Source organism: Bacillus sp. GC_Bacil_1, assembly GCF_026540675.1.
Lineage (GTDB): Bacteria > Bacillota > Bacilli > Bacillales > Bacillaceae_G > Bacillus_A > Bacillus_A cereus.
The window spans coordinates 73512-94025 of sequence record NZ_JALNUG010000003.1; the positions used below are offsets into that span (position 1 = coordinate 73512).

Consider the following 20514-nt stretch of genomic DNA (forward strand, 5'->3'; position numbering starts at 1 on the left):
AAAATCAACCATAAACAATCAAAAATAATCACAAACATTCATAAACGTTTATAAAAAGCAAAAAAAGAAACCTATTCGATCAAACAATCAAATAGGTTTCTTTTCTAAATTCACTTATAAAGAAGCTTTATATATACTTAGAACATCATCTTTATTTAATTTTTTAAAGTTACCAAATTCACCATACGCCATCGCTTTATTAGCCATTATATCAATTTCATTTTCTCCAATACCGTAATCAGCTAATGTTGCTGGCGCTTCAATTGAAGTCCAAAATTGACGCAGTGCCTCAATTCCTTCTAACGCCACTTCTTTATCTGTTTTTCCATCTGTTTCTATTTCAAATACACGAATAGCGAACTGTTTAAAACGACTTACATTTTCATCTACGACATGCTTCATCCAGTTAGGGAATAGAATTGCTAAGCCGCCTCCATGCGGTATATCATGAACAGCAGAAACTGCATGTTCAATATTATGAGTTGCCCAGTCACCTCTTACTCCCATCGCTAAAATACCATTTAACGCCATCGTTCCGCAATATAAAATTGTTTCCCTATGCTCATAATTTTCTAAATCACTTAAAAGCTTGGGAGCTGTCTCAATTACTGTTTTTAAAACAGATTCACAATAACGATCTTGTAGTTCTGTATTCGTTCCATGATGGAAATATTGTTCTAATACATGTGACATAATATCTACCATACCATAAATCGTTTGATCTCTCGGCACAGATGCAGTATGAACTGGATCTAAAATTGAAAACTGCGGGAATGTAACTGGGCTTCCCCATCCATACTTTTCATTCGTTTCCCAATTTGTAATTACCGAGCCTGCATTCATTTCAGAACCTGTCGCAGCAAGAGTAAGTACAGTACCAAATGGTAATGCCTCACTAGCAAATGCTTTTTTCGTTACAATATCCCATACATCTCCATCATATTTACTACCAGCAGCAATCGCTTTCGTACAGTCGATTACACTTCCTCCACCAACTGCTAAAATAAATTCGACTCCATTATCTTTACAAATTTGAATCCCTTTCTTTACAGTTGATACACGAGGATTCGGTTCAACACCCGTCAATTCAAATACTTCTGCATTAATATCCTTTAAAATAGAAATCACATTATCATAAATACCGTTTCTTTTAATACTGCCTCCTCCATATACGAGAAGAACCTTCTTACCAAACTGTGGAATTTCAGTTTTTAACTGTTCTAATTGATCTTTACCGAAAATAAGTTTCGTTGGATTACGAAATACAAAATTTTGCATATTTCTTTACCATCCCTTCTATTTGAAAAGCAACTATACTTTTGTATACCATATTTTTTTCATTTCACAAAAAGATTTGCTTAACAAAAAAGCCCCAGCCTAAAGGCTGAGACTTTTATTGATAATAAGGTGAGATCATTAAGTACACAATAACACCAGATAAACTTACATATAACCAAATTGGCATTGTCCAACGTACAATTTTACGGTGACGTGTTAATTGATTTGTAAAACCAAATACAAGTGCAAACAATGCAAGTGGTACGATAATTGCTGCTAGGATAATATGTGTAATTAAAATGATGAAATACACATATTTAATGAATCCTTCTCCTCCAAAATGTGTTGCCGGTGCTAAGTAATGATACGATAAATACGACACACAAAATAGTAAAGTTGTCGTAAATGCTGCAAGGATGAAACCACGATGCATTTTCACATTCTTTTTAATAATAGAGAATAACGCTGCTAATAAAAATACGAACGTAAAGCTATTAAAAATCGCGTTTAACATTGGTAAAATCGTTACATCAAAATGTACTTCTCCTTCATAGCCAACAGGTCCAAAGAACAAAAATAAAATAATCGCATTTACAATTACAGAAAGCGTTATCACAATAGGAGCATAGCTTTTCTGATTTGTTGATTGATCCACCAAAATGGTCACTCCCTCTTCCTTCAAGTATGTATACGTAACCTCACTATTTTAACATATTATTCACAGTGTAAATGTGACAATAGTTTGACACAGCAAGACAAAACAAAGAAAAAAATCCTTCTTAATAAAACTTCTTAAGAAGGATTTTATCGCTTTATTATTCAAATAGCAACGCGATTAATTTTTGTTAAAAAATGTATCGCTATATGCTTGAAAAATTTCAGACACTTGATATCCCATTAATGAAATTGCTGTTAATGAAAAGAAACCAATCATAAGAAATCGAAACCACATATAAATCTCCTCCTTGTATTTAGCTTAAAAAACGTTAGCTACCTTACAAGTTGCGTGGCACTCTTCATCATCACTTTCCTTCTTCTTTACAATTGCTGTAATAAATCGAATCATAAAGAAAACTACAAAAGGAAATTGTTCGTAATTCACATTGGCATAGTTTAGCAACGGCTCGCGCTGCACATCGAACGGAGATGAGAAGGAATAGAACATACCTTGCTCTTCCATATATACAATTACAATTTTCATGCAAAATACTATTCCTAGAAACGAAACAATATCTTGCCATTCTGTCGTATATAACAGGTTATACAGCTCTAATACGTACTCTTCCATCATCATCCCCCCTTCCTTTTTTACCATTTTGCTCGCCTTCGTATAAAAAGTCAAGAAAAAAGTTTATATCCACTATGACAATAGTAATTACTTGTTTCTATGATTATATATGATTCTTTTATAGCAATGACTGGGTGTAACTCTCTTCGAAAATAAGAAAATTAGAATCGAACAGATTCCTCATTCTTACTTTTAGGATTCAAAACTGTGCTATTTTTATTTCTATTAAAAATAAAATAAGAAAGTATGATAAGAACTGTAACAAACATTGTTAAAAGTGCTTGTGAACGTAAAGTATCAATTGCGAACATCGCAACTAAAACTGCTATAATAGCAGCAATTGTAACATACGTTACATACGGAAAAAGCCACATTTTCACTTTCAAATTTTTTTGTTCTACTTTCCCCATTTTTTTACGCATCTTTAAATGCGAAACTGCAATAACGAGATAAACTAGTAACGCAATCCCGCCAGATGCATTCACTAAAAACAAAAAGACTTTATCTGGAGAAATGTAACTAAAAACAACTCCAATATAAGCGAAGAACGTTCCAAATAAAACCGCTCGAACAGGAACACCACTACTGTTCAATTTTAAAAATGACTTTGGCGCATCTCCTCTTTCTGCCATTGAAAAAAGCATTCTTGAATTTGTATATAAGCCTGAATTTAAGCAAGAAAGTACAGCTGTTAAAACGATAAAATTCATAATTTGTGCTGCCGCTGGTATTCCTATATGTTCAAGTACAGCTACAAATGGACTTTTTAATATGTTAGCTGAATTCCATGGCAGTAGCGTAACAACTACCGCTATAGACCCAATAAAAAATACAAGAATACGCCAAATCACACTGTTTGTTGCTGTTTTTACTGCTTTTACAGGTTCTGCAGATTCACCAGCTGCTACTGCTACAATCTCTGATCCCATAAATGAAAATATAACAACAGTAATTCCAAGCAAGACCGAACTTATACCGTTTGGCATAAACCCACCTTGTCCAATTAAATTCGAAGTGCCGGGTGCTTCTGTTCCTGGAACAAATCCTAAAATAACAGCAAGACCTAGACAAAGGAACAAAACAATACTTATTACTTTAATAAAAGAAAACCAATATTCAAACTCTCCAAATGATTTCACCGAAAAAACGTTCGTCAGCGTTAATAAAATTGTTAATATTAAACTTAATAACCATAGCGGTATTTGTGGAATCCAATATTGGATAATACCAGCACCTGCTGTGGCTTCTATTGCAATAACAATTACCCAGAAAAACCAGTATAACCAGCCTATTGTATAACCCGCCCATGGACCAATTGCTTCTCTTGCATACGTTGCAAATGAACCACTTGTCGGATTTACAGCTGCCATTTCTCCTAGCATTCTCATGACGAAAATGACTAGAAGTCCTGCTAATGCATATGAAACGATAGAACCAGGTCCTGCCGAATGTACAACGGCACCACTTCCAACAAACAAACCAGCCCCTATTACGCCGCCAATTGAGATCATTGTAATGTGGCGTATTTTGAGATCTTTCTTTAGATTTTTATCCAACTCTTGTACATCCCCTTCCAAACTAAATTTTGAAATTTATGTAAGAGTACTGTGCGAAAGATTTTGTTCTATACGTTAAAATATATCAAAATATTCTGAATTTAACAATTACAATTCAATCTCCTTCAAAAATTATTTCATTAGGTTTAATACTTTCCCACACACAATTGTTGAGAAAATTATAGTCCTCTTACAAAAGAAAGAATTTTCAGATATTATTAAATAAACAAGATTATACATCTAGACAACTTTTTGTATAGGAGTGTTGATATGTTAAACAAGTTCAAATTATTTTGTTGTATTTTAGTAATGTTCTTACTACTACCGCTATCCCCTTTCCAAACACAAGCAGCAAACAATTTAGGTTCAAAATTACTCGTTGGATACTGGCATAACTTTGATAACGGTACTGGCATTATTAAATTAAAAGACGTTTCACCAAAATGGGATGTAATCAATGTATCTTTTGGTGAAACTGGTGGTGATCGTTCCACTGTTGAATTTTCTCCTGTGTATGGTACAGATGCAGACTTCAAATCAGATATTTCTTATTTAAAAAGTAAAGGAAAGAAAGTAGTTCTTTCAATAGGAGGACAAAATGGAGTCGTTTTACTTCCTGACAATGCCGCTAAGCAACGTTTTATTAATTCCATACAATCTCTAATCGATAAATACGGTTTTGATGGAATAGATATTGACCTTGAATCAGGTATTTACTTAAACGGAAATGACATTAATTTCAAAAATCCAACTACTCCCCAAATCGTAAATCTTATATCAGCTATTCGAACAATCTCAGATCATTATGGTCCAGATTTTCTATTAAGCATGGCTCCTGAAACAGCTTATGTTCAAGGCGGTTATAGCGCATACGGAAGTATCTGGGGTGCATATTTACCAATTATTTACGGAGTGAAAGATAAACTAACATACATTCACGTTCAACACTACAACGCTGGCAGCGGGGTTGGAATGGACGGTAATAACTACAATCAAGGTACTGCAGACTACGAAGTCGCTATGGCAGATATGCTCTTACATGGTTTTCCTGTAGGTGGTAATCCAAATAACATTTTCCCAGCTCTTCGCTCAGATCAAGTTATGATTGGGCTTCCAGCAGCACCAGCGGCAGCTCCAAGTGGTGGATACATTTCGCCAACTGAAATGAAAAAAGCTTTAAATTATATCATTAAAGGAGTTCCGTTCGGAGGAAAGTATAAACTTTCTAACCAAAGTGGCTATCCTGCATTCCGCGGCCTAATGTCTTGGTCTATTAATTGGGATGCAAAAAACAACTTTGAATTCTCTAATAATTACAGAACATATTTTGATACTCTTCCCTTGCAAAAATAATAAAAAACAACAATAGGTTATAGGACCTATTGTTGTTTTCATTTACCGTAAATCACCATATCTCGTTCATCAAAATCAAATTGAGAATGATGATGTGGAATTGAATACATTAGTTACTATTTTGCTTCAATACAAATACTGAAAGTTCTGGTACACTCCAAAATCTAACAGGCATTCGGGTTGTCCCAATACCTCGATTTACATATAAATATAACAGCTTACTCTTCCCCTCTACTTCATACATACCTTCAACATAATTCTCAGCTAGTTTGGTAGTAATTAATGGACCTACAAAAGGAATTTGGACTTGTCCTCCGTGACTATGTCCTGACAGTTGAAGATCCATTGGGTAACGATTTATTTTGGTTACAACATCCGGCTCATGTACTAATAACATGTTGAAATCATTTTGTTTCAAGTTTTTTAAAGTTGAATCTATTTGTGGCTTCCCTAATAGAAAATCATCTAAACCTGATATTGTAATATATTTGCCGTTTTCCACTTTAATTTTCTGCACTTCATTTACTAATACAGAAAAACCAGCTTCCTCCATATATTTTTTGTAAAATAAACTACCGCCCCCGCCCCTATCATGATTCCCAAACACAGCATATTTCCCTAAGGGCGCGTAAATTTTCTGCAAAATAGCCTTTGCTTCTTCTCTTTCCGCACTATAAGACCCAAATTTATCTATTAAATCTCCAGTAAAAACTACGATATCTGGATGTATTTCATTCATCTTCTCCACCAAATGTTCAAGTTGCTTCAATGTAAACTCTGGCCCTAAATGTACATCTGAAAACTGCAATATTTTTTTATTATTAAACTCTTTAGGAATTGTAGAAGCTTCTATTTCATTCCACGTAACTGTTACTAGTTTTCGTTCTATTTCTGTCGCATAATAATACAAACTTACTGGTATCATTAATATACTTATAAAACTAATAATAAATATCTTTATGATTGATTTTTTTCGTTCTTTTTTTACATGATTCGTATTCATGTTTTCACCTCTACAAACACTTTAAATCCTTATTGTTACATTCATGTGACAACATGAACAATGTTATCAATTTTTAATTCCCTCTCTATTCACTTTGACAATTTTATACAGAAGTCATAACATATTTTTATAATACATAGATTTTTGAAATTTTTTCTATTCATTCCATCATTTTATTACGGAGGGATTATTCATGTCTGTATTTACACCAGAAGAAATTACGGAACTTGCTGCGAATTCAGGAAGGAAAAAAGCTCATTTATCATTGCTCCCTATGCTAATTCTTGGTTTTTTTGGTGGTGCTTTTATCGCATTAGGGTATTTACTCGATATTCATGTTATTGGGACAATGCCAAAATATTGGGGATCATTTTCTAGTTTTCTAGGCGCTGCTGTATTCCCTGTTGGTCTTATTCTCGTTATTCTTGCAGGCGGTGAACTAGTAACTGGTAACATGATGACAGTTTCTATGGCCTGGCTCCAAAAGAAAATTACTTTATTTTATTTCATACGAAATTTAGTTATTGTTACATTTAGCAATTTCATAGGAGCTGTATTCGTAGCCTATTTTTTCGGTCATATCGTCGGCTTAACTGAAGGAGCTTTTTTAGCGAAAACTATTTCTATCGCTCAAGCGAAACTACAAGATACACCATTGCAAGCATTTATTTCTGCAATCGGATGTAATTGGCTCGTTTGTTTAGCTGTTTGGCTCAGTATGGGAAGTAAAGAATTTATCGGAAAGATTATCGGTATTTGGTTCCCGGTTATGACTTTTGTTGCGATTGGATTTCAACACGTTGTAGCCAATATGTTTGTCATCCCAGCCGCGATTTTTGCCGGTCATTTCACTTGGGTTGAATATTTTCCAAACTTTATTTTTGTTTTCTTTGGAAATTTAGTAGGAGGTATGTTATTTGTAGCACTACCTTACTTCATATCTTATAATAAGAAACTACCTTCTTATCAAGAGAAGACTGAAATGAAAAACAAATCTCTGTCCGCTTAAATGGAATGTCTATAAAGTGCCCTAAAAAATATTACAAATTTCATTTTTTTTGCGAATATATGTACGTACACTTGTTCTCGAATGTTTTATACGTTATAATAACAACTTAAATAGCATTATTTACATATGAGGTGAAAAACATGAACAAAACAGAATTAATTAAAAACGTAGCACAAAATGCTGAGATTTCTCAAAAAGAAGCTACTGTAGTTGTACAAACTGTAGTAGAATCAATCACTAACACTTTAGCTGCTGGTGAAAAAGTACAACTTATCGGATTCGGTACATTCGAAGTTCGTGAAAGAGCTGCTCGTACAGGCCGTAACCCACAAACTGGTGAAGAAATGCAAATCGCAGCTTCTAAAGTACCTGCTTTCAAAGCTGGTAAAGAACTAAAAGAAGCTGTAAAATAATGAAAAATATCCTTCTCATTTATGAGAAGGATATTTTTTTCATAACATAATTAATAAAAATCTGACCATTATGCTGTTTCTTTTGTTCCTTTATGCAAATAAAACCTTTACTTTCAAAGAAAGATTTTGCTGTAATACTCGCTTCTGTATAGATTTCCCTATGCCCTAGGTTCACTGCTTCTTTTTCTAACTTCTGTAATATCGATGAGGCTATCCTTTTCCCTTGATAATATTTATGTGTAAATAAACGATCTACGTAATGATCCTCATTATAATCTCCAAATCCGACTATCACACCGTTATGATCCGCTACATAACTAATATTCTTTTCTAAAGACTTTAACCAGCTTTCTCTATCTAGTCGATCTGGTGCCCATGCTTGTAGCTGTAACTCATTATAATCTTTTGCATTAACCGTATGAACTGTTTCATAGAACAATTGTAATACTTGATTTAAATCTTCTTTCTGAAATGTTCTAATTATAATATCTTTTAACATATATAAGTCTCCTTACCAAACTACCTCTTAACTTTTCTACTACATACGATTCAATAATTCTTCTTTATTATATCGTTTTAATTTCTATACGAACAAAAAAACAATACTTATTCAAAGTATTGTTCTTTAATTCTATTCAATTACTTAATGTAACTTTTTAAGATTTTAATTTAACTCTTTGTAATCGTAATGCATTTAATACAACGGATACAGAACTAAATGCCATCGCTGCTCCAGCAACCCAAGGGGCTAAGAAGCCTAATGCCGCAATTGGAATTCCTAACGCGTTATAAGCTAATGCCCAGAATAAATTTTGTTTAATATTTCTTATCGTCATTTTACTCATAAAGATCGCATCAGCAATACTATTTAAATCACCGCGGATTAACGTTATATCCGCTGCTTCCATCGCTACATCCGTTCCCGTTCCAATTGCCATACCAATGTTCGCTGTAGCAAGAGCAGGAGCATCATTTATCCCATCTCCAACCATCGCTACTTTCTTACCATTTGCTTGCAGTTTTTTCACTTCTTCTGCTTTTCCTTCTGGCAATACTTCTGCAATTACGTGATCAATACCAACTTGCTTTGCAATCGCCTGAGCAGTTTGTGTATTATCTCCTGTAATCATCACAACGTCTAGACCCATTTTTTTCAGTCTTGCGATAGCTGCTTTTGAAGTATCTTTCACAGTATCTGCAACGGCAACTATACCAGCATATTCTTTATCGATTGCAATAAGCATTGCTGTTTTTCCTTCTCGTTCTAGCTCTTCCATTGATTTTGAAACTTCTTCAATATCAATATTGAATTTCTTCATTAATCGACGTGTGCCAATTAATAATTGTTTTCCTTCTACGACTGATTCGATACCGAATCCAGGAATCGCTTCAAACGTCTCTGAACTTGGAATATCAATTTTCTTTTCTTTAATTCCTTCCACAATCGCTTCTGCAAGTGGGTGTTCAGAATTTTTTTCTGCCGCACCTACTAAACGTAGTATTTCTTCTTCATGGAATCCATCTGCTACAATTATATCTGTTAACACAGGCTTTCCGTTTGTCACAGTACCTGTTTTATCTAGAATAACTGTATCTAATCGGTGCGTTGCTTCTAAATGCTCTCCACCTTTAAATAAAATACCATACTCAGCCGATCTTCCTGATCCTGCCATAATAGATGTAGGCGTTGCAAGACCTAATGCACATGGACAAGCGATAACAAGTACTGCTATCATTTTCTCAAGTGCTCCGCCAAAATCACCAGGTGTAACAAATATCATCCATACTGCAAATGTGATAATCGCAATCACAACTACAACCGGTACAAAAATACCTGAAATTTGATCCGCTACCCTTTGAATAGGAGCTTTTGAACCTTGTGCCTCTTCTACTACTTTAATGATTTGAGCTAATGCAGTATCTCTGCCTACTTTAGTTGCTTTCACTTTTAAAAAACCATTTTTATTTATTGTCGAACCTATTACTACATCCCCAATTGACTTATCAACAGGAATACTTTCACCCGTTAACATCGATTCATCAATCGCTGATTTTCCTTCTACAATCTCACCATCTACTGGTATTTTTTCACCAGGCTTTACATAGACGATATCACCAGCTACTACTTCTTCAATCAAAATTTTTATTTCTGTTCCATCTCGCACAACTGTAGCTGTCTTCGCTTGTAAACCCATCAATTTTTTAATTGCTTCTGATGAGCGCCCTTTTGCTTTCGCTTCAAATAATTTACCTAAAATAATTAATGTAATAAGTACCGCACTCGTTTCAAAATATAAATCTGTCATATGTTCCGAAGAACCAATAGATTGAATACTTAAATATACACTATAGAAGTACGCGGCCGACGTTCCAAGCGCCACGAGAACATCCATATTAGCACTTTTATTGCGTAACGCTTTATAAGCCCCAACATAAAACTGTCCACCAATGATAAATTGAACAGGAGTTGCAAGTGCTAGTTGCACCCAAGGGTTCATTAACATATCCGGTAAATAAATAAATGACGTAAATGAGAAATGACTAACCATTGCCCACAATAATGGGAAAGATAAAATAAACGAAATAATAAACTTCTTCTTTTGTCTTTCAATTTCTTGTAATCGATGATCAGTTGATGCATCTTGATCATCTGGTTTCACTTCTAATTTATATCCTAGCTTCGTAATCGCGCTCTTCATTTCATTTACATTAACTTCATCAGGATTAAAGTCTACTGTGGCTGATTCTAAAGCAAAATTTACTGTCGCCTTGTTCACACCATCTAACTTATTTAAACGCTTTTCAACTCTATTTGCACATGCTGCACATGTCATTCCTGAAACAGTAAATTCAGCTTTATCACTTACAATTCCATATCCTAATGATTCAACTTTTTCTTTAAATTGTTGCGGATTTGTTTTAGTTGGATCGTACATTATTTTTGTTTTTTCAAGCGCAAAATTTACATTTGCCTCATGAACACCTTCTACTTTTTTTAGACCTTTTTCAATTCTATTTGCACATGCCGCACATGTCATTCCTGATATTTGAAGATTGGCCTCTTTTTTTTCATTCATGTCTCTCACCTCTATATACCCTTATGAGGTATAATTATTAGCAAAATAAATCGTACTTCATTTAAAGTACGATTTATTTCCATATCTAAAAATAATTATTGAACATCGTATCCTTGATCTTCGATTACAGCAACGATATCTTTTAATGTTACAGCAGACGAGTCGATAGTAACTTCAACAGTTCCTTCTGCTAATTGAACCTTCACTTGTTCAACACCGTTTAGCTCTTTCACACTGCTTTCGATAGCATTTACACAATGTCCACAAGACATACCTTCAACTTGTAATGTTAACTGTTCCATTTAAAATCCTCCTCTTGTTTATTCATTGTTTGTTAATCACAATTACATCTTACCATACCCCCCTAAGGTAATCAATGGTTTTGTATCATGATTTTTCAATTATTTTCTAAAAGTTTATTTTACACACACTTTTTCACTACAATACACCAAAATCCAATATGAGGGTAAACAAAAAAACAAGCCAGTTAAATACTAGCTTGTTTTTACGCTTTTGAAAAACGTTCAAATACTGTCATTAATTCTTCAATTGCTTCGTCACCATTTCCATTTTTAATAGCTCCTGAAACACAATGACTCGTATGATTTTTGAGAACGCCCATTCCTACTTTTTTCATCGCTGCATTAATCGCTGAAATTTGCACTAAAATATCTACGCAATAACGATCATTTTCAATCATGTTTTGAATACCGCGGACCTGTCCTTCAATTCTCTTTAATCTATTTATAATCTGTTCTTTTTCTTTTTCTGATCTATGTGTTACTGCTTCATGCTCTTTATGATCCATATTATCACCTTCTTAAAGTTTCTCTTCATCCAATAAAACAATTGTTTTTTATGAGTATACCAATTATAGCATTAAATATCTACGCATGATACCCCATAAGAGTATATTTACACTTTATGATTATTCTTAACAACTCATTAGCTTCTTAATCTCAATTTTCAGTATACCCTTTCCTTTTTGTCAAAAAATCATTATATCTCTCATCAAAATTCAATAAAGTGAAACAAGAATAAGCGGGGATTACCCGCCCCCGCTTATTCTTCGTCTATAATGTTTAAATTTAAATTTTCAGATATTTAATCCGAGAATTTTTCTTTCCATATATAATTATTGCTGATCACATACTTTTGTATCATTCACTACTGAAGTTCCTTCAACGGTTACCGTATGAAAACAGTCATTTACTCGAACTGTCACAACATTATCTTGCCGATCAATGATATGATATTCATTAAAATTTTTATTTAGAGCACTGCGAATTTGTTCTCCTTCATAAATTGGAATGCCATGCGATAAAACCCAAATAAGTCCAGCGATAGCAAGAATAGTTTTCATACGATCTACCTCCTTGGGAATATAGTGAACTTTTAATCCATGCTTTTTCAACTCTACGAATCATGATTGAAATAAACCAAGCCTTTTGGAAATAAGTTCATTTCGTCTATTTTATGTTTATGCTAATTGTGACCGATTTGTGACAACTTTTTGTCTCTTTAGACGAAAAGTTGAAACAAAACTTTCGAAAAGGACAATTCTACATATTAAAAAAGGTTATGGAATGTTTTATCCATAACCTTTTTTCCTATACGTAACTAATAAACCTCAATCCTTTACTTAAAGACGTCGGCACAACAGATGCATGATTCTCCCCTTCAGCTTCATAAAACTTAAATTTAAGTTTATCGTGGTTTACTTGGAGAAGGCGCTCTGATAATTCATTTGCACCTACAACCATATGTTCTCGTTCAAGTGATCCAACTGTAAGGAACACTCCTGTTTCAAACTTAGCATTGTTTAATTCAATTATAAGGTTCTCTTCTTTTTCAAGAACGGATTTATTATTCCACCATATAGATGGACTACTAATAAAATAATTTTGAAAAGCATTCAAGTTTGTAAATAGTATATGCAAAGCGAATAGGCCACCTAAAGAATGCCCAAATAAAGTTTGCTTACCTTTATCAATCTCAAAATTCTTTTCAATTTGTGGTTTCAGTTCTTCTTCAATAAAAGTAAAGAAATTATGTGCTCCTCCTGTTTTAGGCCACGGTTTACCGTCTGGTTTTAAAGGGGCATCTTTTGAAATTACGCTAGGCGTAAAATCATAGCACCTTTCTTCCCCTGAAAATGCGCCTTCAATTGGATAACCCACTCCTACTATAATAGCTGGTGAAACACCGGTTTTTTCCGCTCTTACTGATTGTATTTTAACTGCTTCATGAAATGTTTGAAAAAAGGCATTGCCATCTAATACGTAAATGACAGGATATCCTGAATCCGGTGCTGGTTGCCTCGGCTTTGAAATATGAATTTGATATTCCTTACCTTCTAATTTTGAATACATTTTCCACTGCTCTGTATTAGATGTTATAATCTGCTGTTTTTCAACTGTAGTATTCACCCTATCCCCCCCTTTTTAACTTGTTACATATATTTCGATTTTTTCTTCTTGAGATACAACGCTATCATAACCGAAACAAACAGGAGCCCCGTTATACGGATCAATCATGACACGTGCATCAATATGAAATACTTCTTTTAACACTTCATTTGTAATGATTTCTTCTGGGCTACCAGTTGTAACAATTTCTCCTTCCTTCATTGCAATAATTTCATCTGAAAACCTTGCTGCATGGTTAATATCATGTAATACCATAACAACCGTACAATTATGTTCTTTATTTAACTTCTCCACAATTTGTAATACATCTAATTGATGAGACATATCAAGGTATGTAGTTGGCTCATCTAATAGCAACACTTCTGTCTCTTGTGCTAATGCCATCGCTAGCCATACCTTCTGTCTTTGGCCACCTGATAAATTTGCAATTTGTCTCGTTCGAAATTCAGAAGTTTTCGTTATATCTAATGCCCAATCAATCATTTCTTTATCTTTTGTCGTTAACTTATTTACGTTATTTCGATGTGGATAGCGTCCATAAGAAATTAATTCTTCCACTTTAAGTTCACCTGGTGCAATTGGAGTTTGCGGGAGTAAAGCTAACTGCTTCGCAATTTCTTTCGTTGGAATTGTATGTAAATCCTGTCCTTGCAAATATACTTTACCGCTTTTTTGTTTTAAAATTCTTCCCATTGTTTTTAACAATGTCGATTTACCGCAACCGTTTGGACCTATAATTGTCGTTACTTTTCCTTCTTGTATTTCCACATTTAAATCGCGAAACACTGTAAGCTTTTCATAACTTGTTTCTAAATTTTTTGCACTTAAAATACTCACTTTTATTCCTCCTCTTACGCTTTCGCCTTATAAAGTAAATATAAGAAATACGGTACACCGACAATAGAAATAACGATTCCAACTGGTAGCTCTACAGGTGTAAAAACTGTTTTCGCAATAAAGTCTGAAGCAATTACAAGAAACATTCCGATTACGCCGCACGTAGGAATTATATACTTATGTTGAATACCGACAAGCCTTTTCGCTATATGCGGTGCCATTAAGCCAATAAAACCGATACTCCCTGAAACAGCAACACATGCGCTCACAAGCCCGATACTACTTAATAGTAAAATCGATTTCTCTCTTTCTACTGAAACACCTAAACTTGTAATACTCGTTTCTTCCAATTGAAATAAATCTAATAAATAAGCTTTCTTTTGTATAAGCGGAATTAAGATAATAAGCCATGGTAACATAGCCACAATATACTTCCAGTTCGCACTATATATGCTTCCAGACACCCACACTGCGGCCATTTCAAAATCAGTTGACTTCATTTTGAGTGATAAGTACATAGAAAAGGCTCCAAATCCTGATCCAATTGCAATCCCTGTTAATAAAAGTCGCTGCGAATCTAATTTACCGTTTTTCCAAGAAAACAGATAAATGATGATAGCTGCACCTAATCCGCCTACTAAACCAAACATTGGCATCATCATAATAGAAACCCAGTCTGTGCTTTTTAATTGCCCTTGAAAGAAAAACATAAAAATGACAATCGCTGTTCCTGCTCCGGCATTTACGCCTAAAATACCTGGGTCCGCCAACCCATTTCTCGTAATCCCTTGAATAACGGCACCCGCAACACCAAGGCCTAATCCTACTAATCCAGCAATTACGATGCGCGGAAGGCGAAACTCAAAAATAACTAAATCATGTTCTGGTACTGGATCAATTCTAAACAGTGTTTTAAATACATCTGTAATCGTAATATCGAACGTACCATTTGTTAAACTAATATAAATAGCACATAGTATTAAAAATATAATAATCCCCATCGTCATTCCGAAACGTTGACTTGAACTTTTAGGCATGTCGCTCTCCTCCTCTAGTACGGATTAAATAAAGGAAGAAAGGAATTCCAATTAAAGAGGTAACGACTCCAATAGGTGTTTCAAATGGATAGTTTACAAATCTACTCAAAACGTCACATAACGCTAAGAAAACGCCACCAATAACACCTGCACATGGCAAAATCCACTTATAATCTACCCCAATTATAAAGCGGGTAATGTGCGGAATAATTAAACCTACAAAACCAACTTTCCCCACTAAAGCAACTGCTGTTCCTGTTAAGAAAATTACCGATAAAATTGCCATCGCTTTAACTAGTTTTGTACGTTGCCCTAAATTAATAGAAACCTCTTCGCCTAATGAAAGAATGGTAATAGATTTTGATATTAACAGTGCTAAAATTATTCCAATTATCCCAAACGGTATCGTGATTTTAATGATATTAGGATCTACTTGATCTAACTTTGCATTAAACCAAAAACTAACATTTTGAGAAATTTGGAAATACGAAGCCATTGCAGCCGATACACTACTTAAAAATGTTCCAATAACTGTTCCTATAATCGCTAACCTAACTGGTGATAAGCCATTTTGAAGGAGCGAACCAAAACCAAACACGATACCGGCTCCTAGTGCAGAACCAATCATTGAACATAAAACCATACCAATTGATGACATTCCCGGAAGAAAAATCATGCTAAGTGTAATAACAAAGGCAGCGCCATCCGTCACACCCATAATAGAAGGGGATGCAAGATAGTTTCTTGTCATCCCCTGCATAAGTGCTCCTGATATGGCTAGAAATGCTCCGACTAAAAGAGCTGCAACTACCCTTGGTAAACGTGAAGTAATAATAATATTATGATTTACATCGCTTGAATCAAAATGAAATAATGCGTTCCACACTGTTTCAGCGTCAATACTTTTTGCCCCATACAAAATCGAAAGTATAACTGTAAATAAGATGAGTATGGGTGCTATACATAATATAGTTACTGGTACTGCATTTGTTTTCTGCATATCATTCAACGCACCTTACTTATTGTATTATTTAGATAATTTTTTCACTGCTTCTTTTAAGAATGCTGTTTTACTCCAAGCTGTACCACCTTGTGCCATTGGGTCTACAACATTTACAAATACTTTCTTTTCTTTCGCAGCGTTCATACTTTGCCAAATTGGATTATTTTCAATATCTTCTAGCACTTTCGGTTTATTATTTTCACTTGCTTCGTATTGCAAGAAGATATAATCAGGATTAACTTCAGCTAATTTTTCTAAAGAAATTTTTTCTTGTGCTTTTACCGTTTTAAGTTGTTCTGGAGCAGTTAGTCCAAGATCTTTATAAATTACAGGGTTAAAGTATACTCCTTCTGGGTATAGGAATAAGTCATTTGCTCTTAGTCTAATGACAAGTACTTTTTTATCTTTTAACTTATCTCCTAGTTTTGCTTTTGCTTTTTCAGCGTCCGAATTGTAGTCTTTAATAATTTTTTCTGCTTTATCTTTTTTACCAGTTAATTCTCCCATTAACTTTAAGTTATCTTCCCAATTTGTTGAAACGTGTGATACCGGGAATGTAGGAGCTACTTTCGTAAACTTTTCAGCTGTTTCTGCTGGGAATTTCGTACTTGATGTAATAACGTCTGGTTTTAATTGAAGTAATGTTTCGAAATTTGGTTCCATTTTCTCACCAACAGATTTCGCACCTTCTAAATCTTTCTCAAGATACTTCGGTAATTTACCACCAACAGTAATGGCACCAACTGGTTTAATTCCAAGTACTGCCGCATCTTCCATTGACTCTAAACTAGCTGTCGCAATTTTATCTACTTTTGCTGGCACTGTATATTCTTTACCTAAATATGTGATTTTTCGTTTTTCATCTTTTTTCGTTTCCGTAGCTTTTGTCTGTTGTTTTTGCTCGCCTGAAGTTTTATCCGCACTATTACATGCCGCTAAACCTACACTTAAAACTGTAACCATCCCTAATGTAAATAACTTTTTATTCATCTTTATATATCTCCTCTCGAATTTTCCAAACTATATTCTCAATAAAATTTAACTATATGAAACTTGTCTTACATATATATTTCATTAGATTAATAATTCTATCCAGAACTCATTCTCGTTCACTTCCCCTAAGCTATAATTCTTTTATACCTCATCCATTGATAATATTTTTCATTGATAATGATTATCGTTACTAAGTATATATTTAATATGCAATTATTTCAAGAAAGATTTGAAAAATTTTAACAAACTGAATTAAAAAAGAAGTATCCGCCTAATGTTAGATGGATACTTCTTTTTTTAGAAATTTATATGTAATTCAACTGGACAATGGTCAGATCCCATTACTTCACTATTAATTTTCGCTTCTGTTATTTGGTCTTTCATTCTTTCCGAAACAACAAAATAATCTAAACGCCATCCGATATTTTTCGCTCTCGCACCCATACGATACGACCACCACGAGTATGCACCTTCTTGATCAGGATAAAGGTAACGATATGTATCAACAAACCCTTCTTCTAAAATACATGAAAATTTCTCTCGTTCCTCATCAGAGAATCCAGGGTTTTTACGATTACTTTTCGGATTTTTCAAATCGATTTCTTTATGAGCAACATTTAAATCTCCACAAAAAATAACTGGTTTTTTCTCATCTAATCGTTTGATATAGGACCTGAAATCATCTTCCCATTTCATTCTGTAATCTAATCGTTCTAATCCACGTTTTGAATTTGGTGTATATAACGTTATCATGTAAAAATCTTCGAATTCTAAAGTAATAAGTCGTCCTTCTTGATCATGCTCTTCAATGCCTAAACCATATGTAACTGAAAGCGGTTCTTTTTTTGAAAAAATAGCCGTTCCTGAATATCCTTTTTTCACAGCATAATTCCAGTATGTATAATATCCCTCTAGATTTAAATCAATTTGTCCTTCTTGTAATTTAATCTCTTGTAGACAAAATATGTCAGCACTTGATTCCTCAAGATATTCCAAAAATCCACCTTTTGCGATAACAGCTCGCAAACCATTTACATTCCATGAAATTAACTTCATTTATAGTCCTCCTCTTGATGTTTATTTCCAAATTTCATGCTATCACAAAATAGAAAACAATCATATTTTCACCTTTGTAATCTTGCTCTTACATTTATGAATACATACATACGCACTTTATTCAGGTTATACTAATTTCAGAGGTGATGTTCTATGCACAAGGAAGGAGTTACATTAACAAATGAGTATTGGCAAGCAATTATTCATAATGATTCTTCCTATGATAGCAAATTCTTTTATGCTGTGAAATCAACTGGAATCTTTTGCAGACCATCATGCAAATCAAGAATACCGAATAGAAACAATGTACGAATTTTTCATCATGCAGAGCAAGCATTAAGTAAAAACTTTCGCCCGTGCAAACGTTGTAAGCCAAACGGGATCACTTTACCTAATGAAGAGTGGGTAGAACAAATTAAAGACTATATCGAAAAGCATTATGACGAATCCTTAACTCTCGACATGCTTGCGGAAATGTGTCACGGTAGCCCTTTTCATTTACAGCGTACTTTCAAAAGAATAATAGGGCTAACTCCTATAGAATATATACAACAATTCAGGGTTCTTAAAGCAACCGAATACCTTTTACACACAAATCAATCTATTAAAGAAATTAGTACTGCTGTCGGGATAGAAAACCCAGAGTATTTCGCAACTTTATTTAAAAAGAAAACCGGATTTACTCCTACTGAATATCGAAAAAAGAACGAAATGAAAGAGGGATACGATAATGAATTCCTACAAAAATAATTATATATATTGGACGCTACTTACACATGAAAATTGGCGATTTCATATTGCTGCAACTGAAAATGGACTATGCTTCATTGGATCACAAGAAGAAAACTTTGAAGAATTAAATATATGGGCTAGAAAAAAACTGCCCCAACATATATTGATCCATAGTCCAGATTACTTGCAAATATATACGAAAGAAGTTATCGAGCATTTAGAAAACAAGCGAGAAACTTTCACATTTCCTATCGATGCTTATGGAACTAATTTTCAATTATCTGTTTGGAATGCGGTACGTGAAATTCCTTATGGAAAGACATATTCTTATACAGAAATTGCTGAAAGAATTCAAAAACCTAAAGCTGTGCGCGCCGTTGCTTCTGCTATTGCTGCTAACCCTCTTCTTATTACAATTCCTTGTCACCGCGTTATTGGGAGGAATGGGAAACTAACCGGATTTAGGGGTGGATTAGAAATGAAGAAAAAATTGCTTACATTAGAAAAGGTGCAGGTGGAATTCATATGACAGCAGAATATAATAGCGCATTATCTGTAGCAGTTCCGAAAGAATTTTGTTTTCAAGAAAATTTACGCTATCTATCACGTTCGAACAATGAATGTATGTTCCATATTGAAGACAACAAAATTTATAAAGTTATCCCTGTTCAAGATGTAAATCCTTTAGTTGAAATTAGTGTAAATACAGATGGAAATATTCAAATACATTGTTTAGAAGAACCATATACATCTGAAAAATCGATACGTGAAGCTGTAGTTAACTATGTAAAAGAATGGTTTGATTTAACTACTGATTTAGCCCCATTTTATACATTAGCTGAACATGATTTACTCCTTCAAGGACCAATTGAACAATATTATGGCCTTCGTACTTTAGGCATTCCAGACTTATTTGAGGCACTTTCCTGGGGAATTATCGGTCAACAAATTAACCTAACATATGCTTATACGCTAAAAAGGAGATTAGTTAAGCAATTTGGAAGTTATGTAGAATGGGACGGTAGAAAACATTGGATATTCCCATCACCTGAAACAATTGCAAATCTACATGTAAAAAATCTTCAACAATTAAAAATGACGACTAGAAAATGTGAATATTTAATCAGTATTGCGAAGCTTATTACAGAGAGAAAATTATCAAAAGAGGATTTACTGCAAACACAAGATGTAAAGGTTGCTGAGAAACAATTAACTGCTATCCATGGTATAGGACCATGGACTGCCAACTATGTTTTAATGCGTTGTTTAAGATTTCCTTCGGCTTTTCCAATTGATGATGTTGGTCTGCATAATGCAATTAAATTTATAACAGGTTCCGAAAATAAACCGACAAAAAATGAAATAAAAGATTTCGCGGCAAACTGGGCTAATTGGGAGTCTTATGCGACTTTTTATTTGTGGCGAGTACTATATTAAAAGAACCAAGTAG

The 20514-nt window shown here is 34.0% G+C and carries 22 protein-coding genes; 6 read left to right on the plus strand and 16 right to left on the minus strand.

The window, feature by feature from the left end; genetic code table 11:
• Window positions 1–114: 114 nt before the first annotated feature.
• The 4 genes from OXT04_RS05760 to gabP form a co-directional block, all read right to left on the minus strand.
• The gene (locus OXT04_RS05760) at window positions 115–1278 is read right to left on the minus strand and encodes an iron-containing alcohol dehydrogenase (RefSeq protein ID WP_001179068.1); all 1164 of its coding nucleotides are present in this window, start codon (window positions 1276–1278) and stop codon (window positions 115–117) included.
• A 115-nt stretch (window positions 1279–1393) separates the two neighbouring features.
• Complete coding sequence (locus tag OXT04_RS05765) at window positions 1394–1936, minus strand: DUF420 domain-containing protein (protein WP_000228315.1); 543 nt, start codon at window positions 1934–1936, stop codon at window positions 1394–1396.
• A 318-nt stretch (window positions 1937–2254) separates the two neighbouring features.
• Complete coding sequence (locus OXT04_RS05770; RefSeq protein ID WP_003271231.1) at window positions 2255–2593, minus strand: hypothetical protein; 339 nt, start codon at window positions 2591–2593, stop codon at window positions 2255–2257.
• Between the two features lie 134 nt (window positions 2594–2727).
• Window positions 2728–4122 (minus strand): GABA permease, encoded by a 1395-nt coding sequence (gene gabP, locus OXT04_RS05775; protein ID WP_044307334.1) that lies wholly within the window; start codon window positions 4120–4122, stop codon window positions 2728–2730.
• 270 nt (window positions 4123–4392) lie between these two features.
• Here gabP and OXT04_RS05780 point away from each other — a divergent pair, with 270 nt between their 5' ends.
• Window positions 4393–5475 (plus strand): chitinase, encoded by a 1083-nt coding sequence (locus OXT04_RS05780; protein ID WP_098256760.1) that lies wholly within the window; start codon window positions 4393–4395, stop codon window positions 5473–5475.
• A 109-nt stretch (window positions 5476–5584) separates the two neighbouring features.
• Here the strand turns inward: OXT04_RS05780 and OXT04_RS05785 are convergent, their stop codons facing one another.
• A complete protein-coding gene (locus tag OXT04_RS05785) occupies window positions 5585–6478 on the minus strand; it encodes a metallophosphoesterase (protein WP_001095330.1) in 894 nt (297 codons plus the stop codon).
• Window positions 6479–6671: 193 nt separating this feature from the next.
• Here OXT04_RS05785 and OXT04_RS05790 point away from each other — a divergent pair, with 193 nt between their 5' ends.
• Complete coding sequence (locus OXT04_RS05790) at window positions 6672–7487, plus strand: formate/nitrite transporter family protein (RefSeq protein WP_267413883.1); 816 nt, start codon at window positions 6672–6674, stop codon at window positions 7485–7487.
• Window positions 7488–7627: 140 nt separating this feature from the next.
• Entirely contained in the window at window positions 7628–7900 is a 273-nt protein-coding gene (locus OXT04_RS05795; protein ID WP_001043904.1) for an HU family DNA-binding protein, read from the plus strand.
• Window positions 7901–7919: 19 nt separating this feature from the next.
• On the opposite strand, the gene OXT04_RS05800 is transcribed toward OXT04_RS05795, so the two are convergent.
• From OXT04_RS05800 to OXT04_RS05850, 11 genes are all read right to left on the minus strand, one after another.
• Window positions 7920–8399 (minus strand): GNAT family N-acetyltransferase, encoded by a 480-nt coding sequence (locus OXT04_RS05800; protein WP_267413885.1) that lies wholly within the window; start codon window positions 8397–8399, stop codon window positions 7920–7922.
• 157 nt (window positions 8400–8556) lie between these two features.
• Entirely contained in the window at window positions 8557–10977 is a 2421-nt protein-coding gene (locus tag OXT04_RS05805; protein ID WP_001003176.1) for a heavy metal translocating P-type ATPase, read from the minus strand.
• A 95-nt stretch (window positions 10978–11072) separates the two neighbouring features.
• Entirely contained in the window at window positions 11073–11279 is a 207-nt protein-coding gene (copZ, locus tag OXT04_RS05810; RefSeq protein WP_000436973.1) for a copper chaperone CopZ, read from the minus strand.
• Window positions 11280–11482: 203 nt separating this feature from the next.
• Window positions 11483–11785 carry a metal-sensing transcriptional repressor gene (locus OXT04_RS05815; protein WP_000349637.1) on the minus strand — a complete coding sequence of 101 codons (303 nt, stop codon included), beginning with the start codon at window positions 11783–11785 and terminating at the stop codon, window positions 11483–11485.
• Window positions 11786–12112: 327 nt separating this feature from the next.
• Entirely contained in the window at window positions 12113–12340 is a 228-nt protein-coding gene (locus OXT04_RS05820; protein WP_000849103.1) for a hypothetical protein, read from the minus strand.
• A gap of 247 nt (window positions 12341–12587) precedes the next feature.
• Window positions 12588–13406 (minus strand): alpha/beta hydrolase, encoded by an 819-nt coding sequence (locus OXT04_RS05825; RefSeq protein WP_001098701.1) that lies wholly within the window; start codon window positions 13404–13406, stop codon window positions 12588–12590.
• Between the two features lie 15 nt (window positions 13407–13421).
• Window positions 13422–14243: an ABC transporter ATP-binding protein gene (locus tag OXT04_RS05830; protein ID WP_000025764.1), complete on the minus strand. Its 822-nt coding sequence runs from the start codon at window positions 14241–14243 to the stop codon at window positions 13422–13424.
• Between the two features lie 14 nt (window positions 14244–14257).
• Window positions 14258–15280 (minus strand): FecCD family ABC transporter permease, encoded by a 1023-nt coding sequence (locus tag OXT04_RS05835; protein ID WP_023522806.1) that lies wholly within the window; start codon window positions 15278–15280, stop codon window positions 14258–14260.
• Window positions 15273–16280, minus strand: a complete 1008-nt coding sequence (locus OXT04_RS05840; protein WP_001173064.1) for a FecCD family ABC transporter permease — start codon at window positions 16278–16280, stop codon at window positions 15273–15275. Before OXT04_RS05840 ends, OXT04_RS05835 begins: the two co-directional genes overlap by 8 nt.
• Before the next feature lie 27 nt (window positions 16281–16307).
• The gene (locus OXT04_RS05845) at window positions 16308–17273 is read right to left on the minus strand and encodes an iron-hydroxamate ABC transporter substrate-binding protein (RefSeq protein ID WP_090977244.1); all 966 of its coding nucleotides are present in this window, start codon (window positions 17271–17273) and stop codon (window positions 16308–16310) included.
• A gap of 300 nt (window positions 17274–17573) precedes the next feature.
• On the minus strand, window positions 17574–18332 hold the full coding sequence (locus tag OXT04_RS05850; protein ID WP_016512427.1) for an exodeoxyribonuclease III: 759 nt from the start codon (window positions 18330–18332) through the stop codon (window positions 17574–17576).
• Window positions 18333–18485: 153 nt separating this feature from the next.
• On the opposite strand from OXT04_RS05850, the gene OXT04_RS05855 reads away from it, so the two are divergent.
• The 3 genes from OXT04_RS05855 to OXT04_RS05865 are packed head-to-tail and all read left to right on the plus strand — an operon-like array spanning window position 18486 to window position 20501.
• Entirely contained in the window at window positions 18486–19082 is a 597-nt protein-coding gene (locus tag OXT04_RS05855) for a bifunctional transcriptional activator/DNA repair enzyme AdaA (RefSeq protein WP_090977240.1), read from the plus strand.
• Window positions 19063–19593 carry a methylated-DNA--[protein]-cysteine S-methyltransferase gene (locus tag OXT04_RS05860; protein WP_267413894.1) on the plus strand — a complete coding sequence of 177 codons (531 nt, stop codon included), beginning with the start codon at window positions 19063–19065 and terminating at the stop codon, window positions 19591–19593. The genes OXT04_RS05855 and OXT04_RS05860 overlap by 20 nt, the downstream gene beginning before the upstream one ends.
• On the plus strand, window positions 19590–20501 hold the full coding sequence (locus OXT04_RS05865; protein WP_267413895.1) for a DNA-3-methyladenine glycosylase 2: 912 nt from the start codon (window positions 19590–19592) through the stop codon (window positions 20499–20501). Before OXT04_RS05860 ends, OXT04_RS05865 begins: the two co-directional genes overlap by 4 nt.
• Window positions 20502–20514: the final 13 nt, after the last annotated feature.

Excerpts from the sequence above, each read along its gene's own strand:
- OXT04_RS05845 (WP_090977244.1), bottom strand. The coding sequence starts at position 17,273 with ATGAATAAAAAGTTATTTACATTAGGGATGGTTACAGTTTTAAGTGTA.
- OXT04_RS05820 (WP_000849103.1), bottom strand. The coding sequence starts at position 12,340 with ATGAAAACTATTCTTGCTATCGCTGGACTTATTTGGGTTTTATCGCAT.
- OXT04_RS05815 (WP_000349637.1), bottom strand. The coding sequence starts at position 11,785 with ATGGATCATAAAGAGCATGAAGCAGTAACACATAGATCAGAAAAAGAA.
- OXT04_RS05800 (WP_267413885.1), bottom strand. The coding sequence starts at position 8,399 with ATGTTAAAAGATATTATAATTAGAACATTTCAGAAAGAAGATTTAAAT.
- OXT04_RS05795 (WP_001043904.1), top strand. The coding sequence starts at position 7,628 with ATGAACAAAACAGAATTAATTAAAAACGTAGCACAAAATGCTGAGATT.
- OXT04_RS05855 (WP_090977240.1), top strand. The coding sequence starts at position 18,486 with ATGCACAAGGAAGGAGTTACATTAACAAATGAGTATTGGCAAGCAATT.
- OXT04_RS05840 (WP_001173064.1), bottom strand. The coding sequence starts at position 16,280 with ATGCAGAAAACAAATGCAGTACCAGTAACTATATTATGTATAGCACCC.
- OXT04_RS05865 (WP_267413895.1), top strand. The coding sequence starts at position 19,590 with ATGACAGCAGAATATAATAGCGCATTATCTGTAGCAGTTCCGAAAGAA.
- OXT04_RS05760 (WP_001179068.1), bottom strand. The coding sequence starts at position 1,278 with ATGCAAAATTTTGTATTTCGTAATCCAACGAAACTTATTTTCGGTAAA.
- OXT04_RS05780 (WP_098256760.1), top strand. The coding sequence starts at position 4,393 with ATGTTAAACAAGTTCAAATTATTTTGTTGTATTTTAGTAATGTTCTTA.
- OXT04_RS05790 (WP_267413883.1), top strand. The coding sequence starts at position 6,672 with ATGTCTGTATTTACACCAGAAGAAATTACGGAACTTGCTGCGAATTCA.
- OXT04_RS05850 (WP_016512427.1), bottom strand. The coding sequence starts at position 18,332 with ATGAAGTTAATTTCATGGAATGTAAATGGTTTGCGAGCTGTTATCGCA.
- OXT04_RS05785 (WP_001095330.1), bottom strand. The coding sequence starts at position 6,478 with ATGAATACGAATCATGTAAAAAAAGAACGAAAAAAATCAATCATAAAG.
- OXT04_RS05805 (WP_001003176.1), bottom strand. The coding sequence starts at position 10,977 with ATGAATGAAAAAAAAGAGGCCAATCTTCAAATATCAGGAATGACATGT.
- OXT04_RS05770 (WP_003271231.1), bottom strand. The coding sequence starts at position 2,593 with ATGGTAAAAAAGGAAGGGGGGATGATGATGGAAGAGTACGTATTAGAG.
- OXT04_RS05860 (WP_267413894.1), top strand. The coding sequence starts at position 19,063 with ATGAATTCCTACAAAAATAATTATATATATTGGACGCTACTTACACAT.
- OXT04_RS05835 (WP_023522806.1), bottom strand. The coding sequence starts at position 15,280 with ATGCCTAAAAGTTCAAGTCAACGTTTCGGAATGACGATGGGGATTATT.
- copZ (WP_000436973.1), bottom strand. The coding sequence starts at position 11,279 with ATGGAACAGTTAACATTACAAGTTGAAGGTATGTCTTGTGGACATTGT.